Origin of the sequence: Aquirufa lenticrescens, assembly GCF_019916085.1 — a bacterium.
In the GTDB taxonomy this organism is placed as follows: domain Bacteria; phylum Bacteroidota; class Bacteroidia; order Cytophagales; family Spirosomataceae; genus Aquirufa; species Aquirufa lenticrescens.
Window position 1 is genome coordinate 196,810 of sequence record NZ_CP049834.1, and the last position, 15,691, is coordinate 212,500.

Sequence of the window (15,691 nt, forward strand, 5' to 3'; positions counted from 1 at the left end):
CGCTTATTTCGTTTCGGCTACTACTTGAATAAATATGTCATTAAACGAGGGAATCACCTCTTTGAATTCAAACAAATCGACCTGCTTGATCAAAGCTGCAATAGCTTTATTTGTTTGATTAGGCTCTGTTAACTTAATAACGGCCTTATTCTTTTCAGGTGTAATGGATATAATATCATAGGCCTTTGATTCCTCTAATTCTCCTGAAAAACTCACCTCGAATGCGTGCTGCTTAAAGCGGTTCCTGACCTCCTCTTTTTCGCCCGTTAAAACGACTTGAGAATGATTAATCAGCGCAATACTATCACATAATTCCTCCACAGATTCCATGCGATGCGTAGAGAATAAAATGGTTGTTCCGCGCTCTTTTAAGGCCAAAATCTCGTCCTTCAACATGTTTGCATTAATCGGATCAAAACCCGAAAATGGCTCATCAAGAATTAATAATTTAGGCTCATGCACGACTGTCGCAATAAACTGAGTCTTTTGCTGCATGCCTTTGGACAAATCATCTACTGGCTTATACCACCAATCCTTTATGTCTAATCGAATGAACCAATCTTTCAATCTGCTTTGCGCCTCAGCCTTAGAAAGGCCTTTTAATTGCGCTAAATACATGAGTTGATCACCTACCTTCATTTTCTTATACAATCCGCGCTCTTCCGGCAAATAACCAATTTGTTCCACATGTTTAGGCTGCAAAAGCTCCCCATCAAACAACACTTGCCCCTCATCCGGTGCAGTGATTTGATTTATGATTCGAATAAGGGAGGTTTTACCGGCGCCATTAGGGCCTAAAAGTCCAAAGATTTGACCCTTCGGAATCTCCAAACTCACTCCGGCTAAAGCTGTGTGATCAGCGTAACGCTTCACCACATTCTGAATTGATAATATCATAGAGTAGAATTAACTAGACGAATTTAAACAAAAATTGCGTTCGAATCCTGGTAAAAGGATGAACGCAAAATAAAAAGGATGAATGATATTAGGCGATGATTTTGGACACAAAATCCCAGATGACGACTCCCATACTCACCGACACATTCAACGAATGTTTCGTGCCAAACTGAGGTATTTCTAAACTAAAATCGGCTTCTTGAATCCATTCATCATTTACTCCAAAAACCTCATTCCCGAATACAAAAGCATACTTAGCTCCCTTTACTGGCTCGAATTTTTCTAAAGAAATGGAACCTTGAACTTGTTCTACACAAACAATTTGGTAACCCTCTGCGCGCAAGGCTTTGCGACTGGAAACGCTTTCTTCAAAATAGACCCAGTCCACTGATTCATCCGCCCCTAAAGCTGTTTTAGAAATCTCCCTATGCGGAGGTTGTGCCGTGATTCCACATAAATGAATGGCGGCACATTTAAAGGCGTCGCCTGTACGGAAGGCCGAACCAATGTTGTTCATGCTCCTTATGTCATCTAGAACGATGACATAAGGAAACTTTTCCGTGCTTTTATAAGAGGATACATCGAGCCTATTCAGCTCATCCATCGATAATTTCTTAGACATAATTGATTAGGCAATCCAGGAGAAAGGATACGCTAATTCTGGCACCTTAACTCGATCCGCTAATTTTTCTAAACGGGCTGGCAAATTGGCTACGTAATCACGTGCTTTCTCTGCTGATTCATTCAGACCTGTCATGTTTTCAATATTCCAGTCGCTGATTAAACCCTTCATAATCGTCACATAATCGTTTGTCGTATACACGCCTAAACGTTGTGCCGCATCAGAGAAATGTTCGAATAAAGAGCTCTTCGCACCATTGATCTCCCGCAAGAAATGAGCAGGCATTACAATCTTCTTTTTCATCATATCTGCAAAGGCAAGCATCATTTCATTCGGATCTAATGTAAAGATTTCCGAAACGAAAGCACGGTATGCCTTGTGGTGACGTAACTCATCTGCGGCAATTTGAGCACACATACGAGATAAAAGAGAGTTACCGTGTTGCTTGGCTAAAGAAGCTGTGCGACGATGTGAAATATTAGTTGCTAATTCTTGAAACGAAGTATAAACGAAATTGCGATACGGGTCAGCCGATGTTCCGATGTCGAATCCATCGGCAATTAAGTATTGTGTGGAAACAGCCACTGCTTTCATATCAACCTTACCCGATAAATACAGGTAGGTTCCTAAAAGGTTTCCATGGCGGTTTTCCTCTGCGGTCCAATTGCGAATCCAACGAGTCCAACCATCGTTTTGGTCTACCTGATTAACCGTATCCATTGCTAATAACCAAGATTCATACGTAGGCAAAGCTTCCTCTGTAATCGTATCCCCCACTAATACAGCCCAATAATCGTAAGGCAATTCATTCGCCGCCTCTTGCAAAGCTTTCACATCAGCAAAGAAAGAATCCTTCGTGGAATCAGGTAACATGTCTGCTGGCTGCCAATTGGTCTCGATCGGGACTAAATAATCCTTCACATAGGAGTCCATATTTTTGGCCAATTCAGTCATGACCTCTAAGCGTGTATGAAATTGCGACATTGGTTTTTTGGTTAAAATTTTAGCACTCGAAGATAGTAAAAAATCCCTATTTAACCTCCCAAATACGCAATTCCTTTATCCTGAGCTCCCCTCCCAATGAAACTAAACGAACCGATTCTTTTTTCTTTGGAAAACGTAAAGAGCTGATGGCCACTACGCCATCCTGAGCTAATAATTCTACCGTCGAGCGATCTACCACTAATTGCATCACTTTGTCTTCACCTGGGATAAAAGGGGCAGACTGAATCATATCAAAGCCAGGGGCTGGCACTACACCACTCAATCGGCGATCTATAAACCAATCTTGGCTTTTCTCATCGAAACCAATGCGTGTTAATTCTGGATTCTCCTTGGCCTCATCACCTAGTTCAACACCCCATTGTTTTGCATTCGTGGCATCTACTTTCAGCTCAATGACATAGGTTTTGCCCTGAAGAAATTTCATTCCCGATAAGGTTTTGCTGCCTTTGAGAACCAAATTTTTCGCTTCATAGCTCGGTTTTTGTTTCGTCAAATCAGGCTTCAATACTTGTTTTAATTTTAAACCTTGCGAAGTCTGTTCTAATGAAAGTGTTCTCGCTAAGGACATCTGACCTTTCCAAGGAAAAGTAGGTTGTTCCTTACCATAAGACCAACTCAACATCCAACCTAACCAAAAAGCCTCTTTGTTAACTGTATTGTAAAAAGGAATAGCCGCATAAAAATCACGACCATAGTCAACATAATTTACCCTCTCTTTCGGGGCATCATTCGTAAAGGTCTTTCCATCAAAATTTCCCACAAAATACTGCATCCCCACTGTTTTCTTGTAAGGCCCTTGGCTTGATAAAGCTAAGACCCACTTGGTTTCTTTTGAATTTTCTACCGGCAATTCTAACAAAGATGGACATTCCCAAATCATATCCACATCACCCTGTGGCCCAAATTCACTCAACAATTTCCAATGAATCAAATCCGTAGAACCATAAAACTGAGCCGTATATTCCCAAGGCTTGACGACCGTCATCACAAATTGCTTCGATGGTTCGTGGTAAATAATATTCGGATCTCTAAAATCTTTTAGATTAATGCTTAAAACCGGATTTTGGGCATATTTCGTCCATGTCAAACCTTCGTCATTCGAAAAGGCCAAATGCTGTTCTTGTAGCGTATTAGGGTAATCAGCCGTGTAAATAGCAATTAATAATGGCTTATTCGGATCCCCTAAGCCTGATACATGATCCTTATCATATACCACACATCCTGAGAAGATATATTCTTTACCATGGGGAATCGCAACCGGCAATTCCTCCCAATGCAACAAGTCTTTGCTTTTCGCATGCCCCCAACTCATGTTTCCCCATTCGTTTCCTTTAGGATTATGCTGATAAAAGAGGTGGTAATTCCCGTTAATGAAGATTAAACCATTGGGGTCATTTGTCCAATTTTTCTTGGGAGTAAAGTGGATGGCAGGACGCCATTGTTCCGTCGATTGTTGTGCTAACGTATTAAACGCTAGAAGCGTTAAAATGAATAAAGTTGATTTTATTTTCATCAATTTGGAGATAATAAGCATTTTTAAAGTGAGGATTAAACCAATCCCCCAGGTTGTAATAAGTCGCCCCAGATGGTAGCGAATATGCAATAGGATGATGTCGATGGCCAAAAACGAATGCCTCAACAACTGGCTTCGACGCAGCCGTTTCGCTCACATAGGATAAAATATAATCGGTCTCCGGATCAAAGGCTTGCTCGCCTTTTGTCATCGTGCTTTCCTTACGAGTTGATGACCAAAAATTCGCCAAACTTATGCCTACATTAGGATGCAAGAACCCAAACAACCATTGCGCTAATCGGTTTGTAAATAACTTCTTTAAAACCTTATATCCTGTATCACCAGGCCCTAAACCATCACCGTGACCGATGTGTAATTGAAAGGCTTTGTTAGTTGTGCTGATTTTCAAATCACTCGGCTCTCTGTAAATCTTAGCACCTAACTCGCGTTCTAGATAATCCCACATCCACAAATCATGATTTCCCACAAAAATATGAATTTTAATACCTTGATCAGCTAGTGCAGATAATTTGCCCAAAAAACGCACAAAACCACGAGGGACTGCCGTTTTGTATTCAAACCAAAAATCGAATAAATCACCCATCAGAAATAAATCTTGGGCATCTGACTCAACCTGATCTAACCAAGAAACCAAGGCTTTCTCTCGCTCTCGGGATGTCTTTTCATCGGGAAAACCCAAATGAAAATCAGATGCGAAATACACTTTTTTCCCGGATGTCAGATTAATGTGAATCATATCAAAAAAATGGGGCGATTGTTAGGCGCCCCAATTAATTAACTATCAGTACCTGTTGATTTCGGCTTTCTTGCTCGAGGCTTAGCCGCCACGTCTTTAGCAGCTGCCGGCTTTTTAGCTGGCGCCTTTTTAGCGACAGGCTTTTTAGCTGGCGCTTTCGCTACCACCTCCGCCTTTTTAGCTACAGGAGCTTTCTTAGGCGCATTCTTTTTCTCTTCTGCTAAGTCTCGCTCATCTTTAGCCACCTTGCGTTTTTTCTCGGTCTCACCCTTGATAAACTCTTGGTAAGAGGTTAATTGCTCGAATGGACGAGGACCTACTAGCGCCTCTAAATCACTTTGAAACAACACTTCTTTTTGCAATAATTGCTCGGCTAAAATCGTCAATTTATCTTGCTTCGATTTCAACAATTTCTTCGTGCGATCATACGCCTCCTTAATGATTTTACGAACCTCCTCATCAATTTCACGCGCTGTCGTTTCTGAATACGGTTTATTGAATTGGTATTCTGAACCTTTGGAGTCGTAATACGAGATGTTCCCTAGTTTATCGTTCATACCATAAATGGTCACCATCGAGTAGGCTAATTTCGTGATACGCTCTAAGTCGTTTTGTGCTCCCGTTGAGATTTTGCCAAAGACAATCTCCTCTGCCGCACGGCCACCTAAAGTCACACACATCTCATCCATCAATTGCTCCGTACGGTACAAGAATTGCTCTTTAGGCAAATATTGTGCGTAACCTAATGCTGCCACCCCACGAGGGACAATCGACACTTTCACTAATGGGTTTGCATGCTCTAAGAACCAGCCTGCAATCGCATGCCCTGCTTCGTGGAACGCAACTATTTTCTTCTCTTCTGGAGAGATCAACTTGTTTTTCTTCTCTAAACCACCAATCACACGATCCATCGCTTCTTGGAAGTCATTCATATCTACTGCAGTCTTCGAACGACGTGCGGCGATCAAGGCTGCTTCATTACATACATTAGCAATCTCAGCACCGGCAAAACCTGGAGTTTGAGCCGCTAATTCTTTAGGGTCTGTATCAGCCGCTAATTTCAATGGCTTTAAGTGCACCTTGAAAATAGCTTCACGACCGATGATATCGGGTTTATCAATCGAGATTTGACGATCAAAACGACCTGGACGCAATAACGCTGGATCCAATACATCCGGACGGTTTGTAGCCGCCATTATGATGATTCCTGAATCTGTCGCAAAACCATCCATCTCTACTAATAGAGAGTTCAAGGTATTTTCACGTTCATCATTACCACCTGGCATAGAGCCACGACCACGCGAACGACCTACTGCATCAATCTCATCAATAAAGATAATACAAGGTGCTTTTTCCTTTGCTTGCTTGAACAAATCACGTACACGCGCTGCACCTACGCCCACAAACATTTCTACAAAATCAGAACCTGATAAAGAGAAAAACGGAACGCCAGCTTCCCCTGCCACCGCTTTGGCTAGCAAGGTTTTACCTGTACCTGGAGGGCCTACCAATAAGGCACCCTTCGGTATTTTACCCCCTAAATCAGTGAACTTTTTAGGGAATTTTAAGAACTCAACAATCTCTTGAATTTCTTCTTTCGCTTCATCTAAACCTGCTACATCATTGAATGTAATCTTTACTTTAGACTCGCCTTCGATCAATGTAGCGCGAGAACGACCAATATTGAAAATTTGGCCACCACCGCCAGCTCCTCCACCCATTCTAAAGAATAAGAAATAGAAACTTAGGCCCATCAAAATAAAGAATCCCCAAGTACCTAACCAATCCAAAGGACCCGTTCTCGTCTCAGGAGAAGCCATTATTTGTTCGTTTCGTGGGAAAGCTTTTTGGCGATCTTCCAGGAAACGCTCGAAACTTTCTTTCGAATTAATTTCAAATTCAAAGTGTGGAACTTGAGCCGCAGGAACTAATTTCTGCGTCGTACTTTTCTTGAAATACTTTGGAATAAAAGTAGGCTTCAGGCTTACCTCTACTATTTTATCATTAACAATCACGACCTTCTCCACCTCTTTTTGAATCAACATAGACTCAAACTGCTTGATGGTTATCGGCTGTAAAGTCGTTTCCTTCGAAAAGAAAAACATACTAATAACGGCGATAACTAAACCCACCACCATCCAACTTTGGAATCCCCCTGCTGGTTTTTTAGGCATTCTTGGTTGTAAGCCAGAGCGCTTCGCATTTTTAAAATTGTTCCCTTGTTTCGCCATTTTGAATTTTATTGTTGGGCATTAAACACCTTGTTAGGTGCAAAGGTTCTATAAATCTAAAATATATTAATCCGGGATGACAGTAAACTTAGCATCTCCCCATAACTCCTCTAATTTAAAGAAAGAGCGCTTTTCTTTTAGAAAAACGTGTACGATGACATCATAATAGTCCATCAAAATCCACTCCCGATTTGCCTTACCCTCTACTGCGTGTACGTGAATTTTACCTGACTCCCACACTTCCTTATCCACTGAATCTGCGATTGCATCAATTTGAGTATCAGAGGTACCCGAACATATCACAAAAAAATCTGTGAAAGCATTATCAACTTTGCGCAAATCTAGCACGGTTATTTCCTGCGCTTTTTTATCCTGCATGCCTTTTACCACCCAGCTCACTATTTCCTCAGACGCATCGACTTGCTTAGCGGCTTTCTTAAGAGTTTTACTCATAAATGTTTTTTCTGTATTAATTTGTGTAACAAGAAACCAATAACGAATAAAAATCTAAATTTGTTCTTGTAACCCTAAAATTACAAATAATAATTGAACAATTACCACGCTCCTACCCGCTTCGTCGGCAAAAACAGTAAATATCTAGACATTTGTCCATCCACTAATTCTTTAGCCTTTTCTGAGGCTTTAAACGGCGATTTACCAGAGGGCTTTGCCTGGATTGCGGGTCATCAAACAGCTGGAAGAGGCCAGCGTGGTAATACCTGGAATGCAGAACCTAATCAAAATCTAACCCTCTCCTATTTGCTACGACCTCCGCATCAATTAGTAGAAAAACAATTTTATTTAAGTAAGGCGATAGCAAATGGGATTTTAGCTGGATTGGAAGCTTGGTCTAGGGCCACCCAAGGTGAAAATTTCAACTTTGAAATAAAATGGCCGAACGACATCTACCTTGATGGAATCAAAATGGGGGGCATCCTAATTGAAAATAATTTTCAAGCAGGTCAATGGAGTTTCGCTATTATTGGCATAGGACTAAACATCAATCAAAAACAATTTGACACTATTAGAGGAACCTCACTTCGTTCTTATCTTCAGCTTAGCCAAGAGATCCCTTTAGAAGAAATATACAACTACATCTCACAAGGCATTGAAGAGTCCTATGATCTTTTCACCCGTGAGGAATTCAAAAAAATAGACGAAATCTATCACGAACGCTTGTTCAGACGTGCGCAATGGGCGTTGTACGAGGCCGCAAACGAAAAGTTTGAAGGTAAAATTATAGGCGTAAATGAACAGGGCTTATTAGAAATTGAAAAAGAATTCACGGTAGAATCCTATGATTTAAAGGAAATAAGTTTTATTTTCCCTTCCTAATTTACCTCTAAACCTCCTTTATGATCTCCCATTACCAAAGCAATTTGGAGAATTTCCTTCATTGGGCCCAGCATACTCCTCAGCACCTCTATTTAAGACAACCCATTGGATACCAATACATTGACTACTCTTATTCTGCGGCTGCCGCTGAGGTAAAAAAAATAGCCCAATTCATTCAGAATACCCTAAATGAGGGATCTAAAAATGTAGGTATTCTATCTAAAAACTCAGCCCATTGGATGATGGCAGACTTAGCCATTGCAGCGGCAGGTGGAATATCTGTTCCTTTTTATGCCACATTAACGAAAGATCAGTTACATCAGGTTTTGGTTCATTCGGAATGCCAAATTTTAATCGTGGGTAAATTAGATCATTGGGAGAAAATAAAAGACGGAATTCCAGAGCACATTCAATTAATTCATACACCGGAGAGTTCGGAAAGAACAGGAACACAATGGAGTGATATCCTAAAAAATACGGAGGAAATTAAGTCTTTGCCGAAACCAAAACCAGAAGACATCGCAACAATTGTCTACACCTCTGGTACAACGGGAATGCCTAAAGGGGTTATGATTACCTATGGTGGCATTGAGGCAGGGATAAATATGGCGCGTGAAATCGCTTTACTAGACCAACCTAATACGCGGTTCATCTCCTACTTACCCTTGTGCCACATTGCAGAAAGAAATTTTGTGGAATTTGCGGCAACGGCAGCTGGTGGAACGATTCACTTTGTTGAAAATCTAGATACCTTCTCTAAAAATTTAGCTAGCGCTAGACCTACCCATTTCCTCGCTGTGCCACGTATTTGGGCGAAATTCCAAGAAGGAATTTTACAAAAAATAGGAGGCCAAAAGAAACTAAGTTTACTTTTAAGTATCCCTATTGTCAATAAACTGATTCAGAAAAAGATTCAAAAAGGACTCGGACTAGACCAAACCACCTTAGCCGTCACCGGAGCTGCACCTATCTCAGCTGAACTGATGATTTGGTTCCAAAAACTGGGAATCTTTATCCAAGAAGCTTATGGAATGACAGAGAATATGGGACTGAATGCCGTAATGCCCCGCAACCAAATAAAACTAGGTTCTGTAGGCCGAATACATCCAGACTGCGAAACGCGCATCGATCCTGAAACGCAAGAAATCCAAATGCGGGCGCCCTACAATAGTGTCGGGTACTTTAAAGAGCCTGCATTAACCCAAGAATTATTTACAAAAGATGGTTGGTTAAAAACAGGAGATCAAGGTAAATTAGATGCTGAAGGATTTGTCGCCATTATAGGACGTGTAAAAGATAATTTCAAAACCGCAAAAGGCCACTATGTAGCCCCCGCCCCCATAGAAAATAAAATAAATACACACGAATACATTGAACAGGTTTGTGTGGTGGGAGTTAATTTGCCACAACCCATTGTTTTAATAGTATTGAGTGCTCTTGGTAAATCGATGGAGCAGGCTGAAATTCAGACAGCTTTTGAAGCACTTCGCAATGAAGTAAATCCTGCATTAAAAAATTATGAACATTTACGCAAAATGGTCATCGTAAATGAAGATTGGACCATTGAGAATGAGTGTTTAACTCCCACAATGAAGATTAAAAGGCCCTCTATTGAGCAAAAGTACCAAGCGAACTTTGAACATTGGTATGCTCATCCAGAGACTATTGTATATGAACTAATGGATTAAAATTTTTACCTTGCGAGGTGAAAAACTACCGCCTATATCTCTTACTACTAGCCTGCTTTTTTATGCAAGAAGCAGCTCAAGCTCAGTATGTAATAGTGGACAGTGTTATTTTCAAAGGGAATGAAAAAACTAGGGACAATATCCTGAGTAGGGAATTAGATTTTTCATTAGGTGACACCATTCAAGTTTCGACACTCGATAAACGCCTCGAGTTTAATCGTCGAAAATTAACTAATACTAATTTGTTTATCTGGGTAAAAGGTGATTACCATCAAAATAAGCCCGAACACATCGTTATCACCTACGAATTCCTTGAGCAGTGGTATTTATTAGGTTACCCTATATTTCAATTAGCTGACCGTAATTTAAACGATTGGTGGTCCCGAGGTCACTCGATGGAACGCACGATTTACGGAGCCCATTTCATCCATAATAACTTTATGGGAAGGAATGAAAAGGTAAGCTTCAAAGCAGAAACAGGCTTTACCCAACGACTTGAACTAGGCTATTCAAACCCCTATTTAGATCGTAAAAAAACGATTGGATTAGGAGCCTCTTTATCCTACACAACAAATAAAAATCTAGCCTTTAGAACCATCAATGATACGTTAAATATATTGAGTGGCGAAAAGGTTTTAAGGGAACGCTGGAGCGGTGCATTAAGCCTTCGTAAAAGAGTAAAGTTTTACGATTTCCATTTCGCGGAAATTCGCTACAGCCATTCGGTTGTGGCAGACACCATAAGGCAGTTAAACCCCAATTACTACTATAAGGGATCGAACGAACAAAACTTCTTACAACTAACTTACGCCTACTCCTACGATTTTAGAGATTTTGCCCCTTACCCGTTGCGCGGCAAAAAACTGGATTTTGCGTATAACTATGTGGGGATTTTGGCACAGGACGCCTTAAATTATTGGGACTTGAGAGCTTCTATAGCCTATTTTTTCGATTTAGGATCCAATTTCTTTATCACTACACAATGGAAGGCTAAAATAACACAAGAGAACAAAAATATCCCCTATGCTAATTTACAGGCACTCGGTTATGGGAATGATAACGTTCGTGGCTATGAGTTAAATGTGATCGATGGGACTAATTATTTACTCTCTAAAAACACTTTTAAATACCAATTATTCAACAAAATCATTCCTATCCGGTTTATCCCTTATAAGCAATTTAATCAAATGCCAGTCGCTCTTTACCCCACGGTATTCTTTGATTTTGCCTATGTATACCAGCCCTACCCGGAATTAACAGCTAGTCGTTTTTCCAATCGCTGGATCTATGGAATGGGTCTAGGCTTCGATATTGTTACCTACTATAATTTCGTTTGTAAAATAGGAGTACCAGTAGTAGGAAGTGGCAGATCTGGCCTTGTGGTAAGTATTGGCAGAGAGTTTTAGCCAAAAAAAAGCCGATCAAAGACCGGCTCATTTTAAAAATACCTAACCACTAATAATCTTATATATCGTTAAGGCCAAAGCCTTTTAATGCATAATTTTTCCAAAAATAACATTTTTTATTATCAATGGCGAAATTCATTTATTTTTGACAAATAAAAAACCTTCGCTCTACCCGTAATTGTATGAAGAAACCGTTAAATAAACTAATCGTTCCTTTATTCGCATTATTATTTTTTGTCGTCTCTTGCAATCAAGAGCAGAAAAGTGAAAATGAAGTGAGTACACCACAAGAAGCAGTCTTGTCTGCCTGGAATGAAAGTGGGGAATGGGTTCAAAAACTAAGCCTAAGTCCTAATCAAGTGATTCGTAATGCCGCTTGGGGACAGGATATGGAAAGTCTAAAGGATACACTAGAATTAGCGGAATCTCAACCGGAGAAAGGCAAATCGTACACACTCTATTTCGATGATACCGATTTGAACTTCAGTGATATTACCTACATTCCTAATGATCAGAATAAATTACAAGAAATTGACTTTGATATATTTGTTGAGTCAGGAGAAGAGGTACAACCTTTAATGGATCATTGGAAGGTTTATTTAGATGCCAAATTTGGTCCTTCAGAAATTAAAGGCAAACAGATTCTGTGGACGAAAGACAAAAATACCCGAATCCTTTTAGAGAACGTGAGTACTCCCAAAGATCCGGGTATCAAAATCAGCTTTAAAGCCGCTCATTAAATTTTATAAATCCAGCCACGCGTATCAGCAATTTCACCTAAACGAATCTGGCTGATTTCGGTAAATACTTTAGCTGAAAAATCAGTCTCTTTACGCGCTGGTAATTCGTAATCTTTACCCTCAAAACCAATCGTCTGAATAGGTGCAATTACCGCAGCCGTTCCTGCACCAAAAGCTTCTGTCACCGCTCCTGAGCTAATGCCTTCTACTAATTCCTTCACGGATAAAAGACGCTCTTGAACTTCCACACCCCAGTCTTTGGCAATCTGAATAACCGACTTACGTGTCACACCATCTAAGATCGTGTCTCCTGTAGGTGCCGTTACTAAAGCTCCATTGATGATAAACATCAAATTCATTGTTCCCGCTTCTTCCACATATTGATGAGTCGCCGCATCCGTCCAAATGATCTGATCGTACCCTGCTTTATTCGCTTCAATCGTAGGATACAAGGAACCACCATAATTACCGGCATTCTTCGCAAAACCTACCCCACCTTTCGCAGCACGGATAAATTCGGTCTCCACGCGAACACGCAACGGCTTCGAATAATACGAACCTACTGGGCAAAGGAAAATGATAAACTTATAGGTTGTTGATGGAGAAACCCCCACGTATTCGTCTGTCGCAAACATAAATGGACGGATATACAAAGAGCAACCCTCTTTTTCTGGAACCCACGCATTATCCAATTGAATCAACTGCTTCAATCCCCCCAAGAAAATCTCTTCAGGCACCTCTGGCATGCACATACGAAGCGCAGACTTATTGAAACGCTTCATATTCTCCTCTGGACGAAAAACTAATACCTCGCCTTTCTTGGAACGATATGCTTTCATTCCTTCAAAAATGGCCTGACCATAATGGATCGACATCATCGCTGGCTGATAAGACAGAGGGCCGTAAGGTTGAATTTGGACGGATTTCCAAGCTCCATCAGCATATTCTGCGACGAGCATGTGATCAGCAAAGCTGCGGCCAAAAGCCAAATTGTCAAAATCAACCTCGCTTAAGCGAGATGTAGGCGTTTTTTGAATGGTAATTTGCATAAGTTTTAGTTTCTACTTGCCGGAATTCCATGGTATCTCAGGGATATCCAATGAATGGTGCAAATAACGGCACATCATAAATAAGTAATCGGATAATCTATTCAAATATGCGATCGCAGTCGCATAATCTTCTTTTTCTTCTTCCTGCACCCAACGAATCAAACTGCGTTCAGCACGACGGCAAACGGTGCGGGTAATTTGGGCTGCAGCAATAATGGGATGTCCTCCTGGTAAAATAAAGAAGCGCATCGGGGCTATTTTACCATCAATTTCATCAATCATTTCCTCTATAGCTACGATATCGTGTAAGGAAATGAGTTTCATATTGCCTAAATATTCTTTGGAATCACTTGCCACGTGAGCCCCCAACACGAATAAACTCGATTGGATAGATTGCAACTTTTCAGCCAGCGGCCCTTCTATTTGACAAACTAACGCACCAATGTGGCAATTCAATTCATCGATATCCCCTATCGCGTCCATCCGAACGTTGGATTTAGACACTCCCTTTCCATCCGCTAAGCGGGTAAATCCACCATCTCCATTCTTCGTATAAATTGCCATTCTATTGGGGTTATCTACAAAAATAATAGAAATAAAGATTAGGTCGGTATGATTTTCAAAACTAATTTTGCAGACATTTTAATCAACTATGTCGATAGACCATTTTGCATCTCGAGTTTGGCGAATTTTGTCCATGGTGGCGTTCGGAATCTCCTTGTTATTTATTTACCGAGGGCTTCCTGATCCTACGGCAGTGCATTTTGGAGAAACGGGACGTGGAGATGGATTTTTACCCAAAGAAGAAGTATTCTATCTAGTGGCCGGGATCATCACGGTTTTAAACGTATTAGCCTTGTCATTAATCAAGGCAATTGATAAAATTCCTACAGAAAAATGGGGCACTTTCCTACCTGTTTTCGCAGAAAAAGGAAATGAAACGATCAAAAATACCTTTATAAACTGGCTACATTTCTTTCCAGCAATCATTAATACCTACTTAATCCTAGTGATGAGAGCGTTATTAATGTTAAATGATGAAAGAACCTACCAAAGTGATTATAGCTACATTCCTATGCTAGGAATCGTATTCTTGCTTGTTTGGTTGATCTACTTGCCTGTTCGTTTATTCGCGAGCCCTAAATTTGTGGAAGAGGTATGAGCATTCAAATGCCGAATATTTCCATTCAGGCCTTTGATTACCCCTTACCTGAATCGAAAATTGCTCAATTCCCCTTAGCTAATCGCCACGATTCGAAGCTTTTAGTCTATCAAGATGGTGTAATCAAGCACGAAGCTTTCCGGCAATTAGCACATCAACTTCCGGAGAATGCTTTATTAATTTTCAATAATACCAAAGTCATCCCAGCCCGCATACCTCTCTTTAAAGAGAATGGCGTGGCCATTGAGCTTTTCTTATTGCATCCTCTCTCAGATTCGATTCCTACAGAACAACTTATGGAAAGCCAGGGCGAAACCAGCTGGGAATGTTTAGTGGGAAACAAGAAGCGCTGGAAAGAAGATGATGTCCTTTATAAAGGGGATTTAGTTTTCTCGTGGATTGATCGCGAAAGAAATCAGATAAAGATCACTTGGGACACGGACAAAAGTTTCGCCCAGGTTTTGGAAGAAATCGGTAAAATCCCTCTTCCTCCTTATATGGAGAGAGATGCGCAAGTTTCTGATGCAGAACGTTACCAAACCTTGTTTTCAGAAAAACCAGGTGCCGTGGCGGCTCCTACTGCCAGCTTACACTTTTCAGATGAGGTATTAGCAGATTTAGACCAAATCAACTTACAAAAAGCCTATCTCACCTTGCACGTGGGCGCAGGCACCTTCTTACCTGTTAAAGAAGAGGATGTCAGCAAGCACCCCATGCACCGGGAGCAAATAGTCTTCACCCCTGCCTTAATTGAAACCTTAAAAGCACATCTTGGACCTTTCATCCCGGTAGGAACAACCTCTTTACGGGCATTGGAAAGCTTGTATTGGAGTGGCGTTTGGTTAATCGAAAAACGACCTATTGAAAACGGTGTACTCGTATTGCCTAAAGAATTTGCCTATGAAGAACGCTCCCATATCCCATCTGTTCAAGTCGCACTAGATGCCGTATTACAGTTTTTAAAAGAGGAGAATAGAAATTACTGGGTGGCTGAAACTGAATTATTAATCATGCCGGGCTACACCTTGCATTTCTGTGACGGCATCGTTACAAATTTCCACCAGCCTAAATCTACGTTATTGGTATTGATTGCCTCCTTGATTGGGGATGATTGGAAGCGGGTGTATGACGCGGCTTTGGCAAATGATTACCGCTTCCTTAGTTATGGCGATTCGTCCCTATTATTTAAAAAGAAGGATATTTAGTACTTTTGCAAAAAAGAATAATTTATGACAAATTTCATTAAAGAATTACGTTGGAGAGGGATGTTACACGATATGATTCCG

General features: G+C 40.7%; 16 protein-coding genes (1 of these 16 cut by a window edge). 7 read left to right on the forward strand and 9 right to left on the reverse strand.

Annotated features, from left to right (window positions below; all coding sequences use genetic code 11):
- Window positions 1-3: 3 nt before the first annotated feature.
- From G9X62_RS00895 to rsfS, 7 genes are all read right to left on the reverse strand, one after another.
- Entirely contained in the window at window positions 4-897 is an 894-nt protein-coding gene (locus G9X62_RS00895) for an ABC transporter ATP-binding protein (protein ID WP_223130961.1), read from the reverse strand.
- 88 nt (window positions 898-985) lie between these two features.
- Window positions 986-1,519, reverse strand: coding sequence for a TrmH family RNA methyltransferase (locus G9X62_RS00900; RefSeq protein WP_261345523.1), 534 nt, complete (start codon window positions 1,517-1,519; stop codon window positions 986-988).
- Window positions 1,520-1,525: 6 nt separating this feature from the next.
- Window positions 1,526-2,503, reverse strand: a complete 978-nt coding sequence (locus tag G9X62_RS00905; RefSeq protein WP_261345524.1) for an acyl-ACP desaturase — start codon at window positions 2,501-2,503, stop codon at window positions 1,526-1,528.
- 46 nt (window positions 2,504-2,549) lie between these two features.
- Complete coding sequence (locus tag G9X62_RS00910) at window positions 2,550-4,037, reverse strand: glycoside hydrolase family 32 protein (protein ID WP_223130962.1); 1,488 nt, start codon at window positions 4,035-4,037, stop codon at window positions 2,550-2,552.
- Window positions 3,991-4,794 carry a UDP-2,3-diacylglucosamine diphosphatase gene (locus tag G9X62_RS00915; RefSeq protein WP_223130963.1) on the reverse strand — a complete coding sequence of 268 codons (804 nt, stop codon included), beginning with the start codon at window positions 4,792-4,794 and terminating at the stop codon, window positions 3,991-3,993. The genes G9X62_RS00910 and G9X62_RS00915 overlap by 47 nt, the downstream gene beginning before the upstream one ends.
- Window positions 4,795-4,832: 38 nt before the next feature.
- Window positions 4,833-7,025, reverse strand: a complete 2,193-nt coding sequence (ftsH, locus tag G9X62_RS00920) for an ATP-dependent zinc metalloprotease FtsH (RefSeq protein WP_223130964.1) — start codon at window positions 7,023-7,025, stop codon at window positions 4,833-4,835.
- Between the two features lie 66 nt (window positions 7,026-7,091).
- Window positions 7,092-7,478: a ribosome silencing factor gene (rsfS, locus tag G9X62_RS00925; protein ID WP_130896969.1), complete on the reverse strand. Its 387-nt coding sequence runs from the start codon at window positions 7,476-7,478 to the stop codon at window positions 7,092-7,094.
- 93 nt (window positions 7,479-7,571) lie between these two features.
- Between rsfS and G9X62_RS00930 the strand changes: the two genes are divergently transcribed.
- The 4 genes from G9X62_RS00930 to G9X62_RS00945 all read left to right on the forward strand — a co-directional run bounded on the left by G9X62_RS00930 (window position 7,572) and on the right by G9X62_RS00945 (window position 12,194).
- Window positions 7,572-8,360 carry a biotin--[acetyl-CoA-carboxylase] ligase gene (locus tag G9X62_RS00930; RefSeq protein ID WP_223130965.1) on the forward strand — a complete coding sequence of 263 codons (789 nt, stop codon included), beginning with the start codon at window positions 7,572-7,574 and terminating at the stop codon, window positions 8,358-8,360.
- A gap of 20 nt (window positions 8,361-8,380) precedes the next feature.
- Complete coding sequence (locus tag G9X62_RS00935; protein ID WP_223130966.1) at window positions 8,381-10,048, forward strand: AMP-binding protein; 1,668 nt, start codon at window positions 8,381-8,383, stop codon at window positions 10,046-10,048.
- Window positions 10,049-10,110: 62 nt separating this feature from the next.
- Window positions 10,111-11,454 carry a BamA/TamA family outer membrane protein gene (locus G9X62_RS00940; protein WP_223130967.1) on the forward strand — a complete coding sequence of 448 codons (1,344 nt, stop codon included), beginning with the start codon at window positions 10,111-10,113 and terminating at the stop codon, window positions 11,452-11,454.
- Between the two features lie 182 nt (window positions 11,455-11,636).
- The gene (locus G9X62_RS00945) at window positions 11,637-12,194 is read left to right on the forward strand and encodes a hypothetical protein (protein ID WP_223130968.1); all 558 of its coding nucleotides are present in this window, start codon (window positions 11,637-11,639) and stop codon (window positions 12,192-12,194) included.
- Here G9X62_RS00945 and G9X62_RS00950 read toward each other — a convergent pair.
- Both G9X62_RS00950 and G9X62_RS00955 read right to left on the reverse strand, forming a co-directional pair.
- On the reverse strand, window positions 12,191-13,243 hold the full coding sequence (locus G9X62_RS00950) for a branched-chain amino acid aminotransferase (RefSeq protein ID WP_223130969.1): 1,053 nt from the start codon (window positions 13,241-13,243) through the stop codon (window positions 12,191-12,193). The genes G9X62_RS00945 and G9X62_RS00950 overlap by 4 nt on opposite strands.
- Before the next feature lie 12 nt (window positions 13,244-13,255).
- A complete protein-coding gene (locus tag G9X62_RS00955) occupies window positions 13,256-13,807 on the reverse strand; it encodes a cob(I)yrinic acid a,c-diamide adenosyltransferase (RefSeq protein WP_223130970.1) in 552 nt (183 codons plus the stop codon).
- A gap of 88 nt (window positions 13,808-13,895) precedes the next feature.
- On the opposite strand from G9X62_RS00955, the gene G9X62_RS00960 reads away from it, so the two are divergent.
- The 3 genes in view from G9X62_RS00960 to tyrS are tightly spaced (at most 24 nt apart) and all read left to right on the forward strand, a layout consistent with a single transcriptional unit that may run on beyond the window.
- The gene (locus tag G9X62_RS00960) at window positions 13,896-14,405 is read left to right on the forward strand and encodes an SdpI family protein (protein ID WP_223130971.1); all 510 of its coding nucleotides are present in this window, start codon (window positions 13,896-13,898) and stop codon (window positions 14,403-14,405) included.
- Window positions 14,402-15,610 (forward strand): S-adenosylmethionine:tRNA ribosyltransferase-isomerase, encoded by a 1,209-nt coding sequence (locus tag G9X62_RS00965; RefSeq protein WP_261345525.1) that lies wholly within the window; start codon window positions 14,402-14,404, stop codon window positions 15,608-15,610. Before G9X62_RS00960 ends, G9X62_RS00965 begins: the two co-directional genes overlap by 4 nt.
- 24 nt (window positions 15,611-15,634) lie before the next feature.
- Window positions 15,635-15,691: the start of a tyrosine--tRNA ligase gene (tyrS, locus tag G9X62_RS00970; RefSeq protein ID WP_223130972.1), read on the forward strand. 1,236 nt of this gene lie beyond the right edge of the window; only the first 57 of its 1,293 coding nucleotides appear in the window; its start codon is at window positions 15,635-15,637; the stop codon falls past the right edge of the window.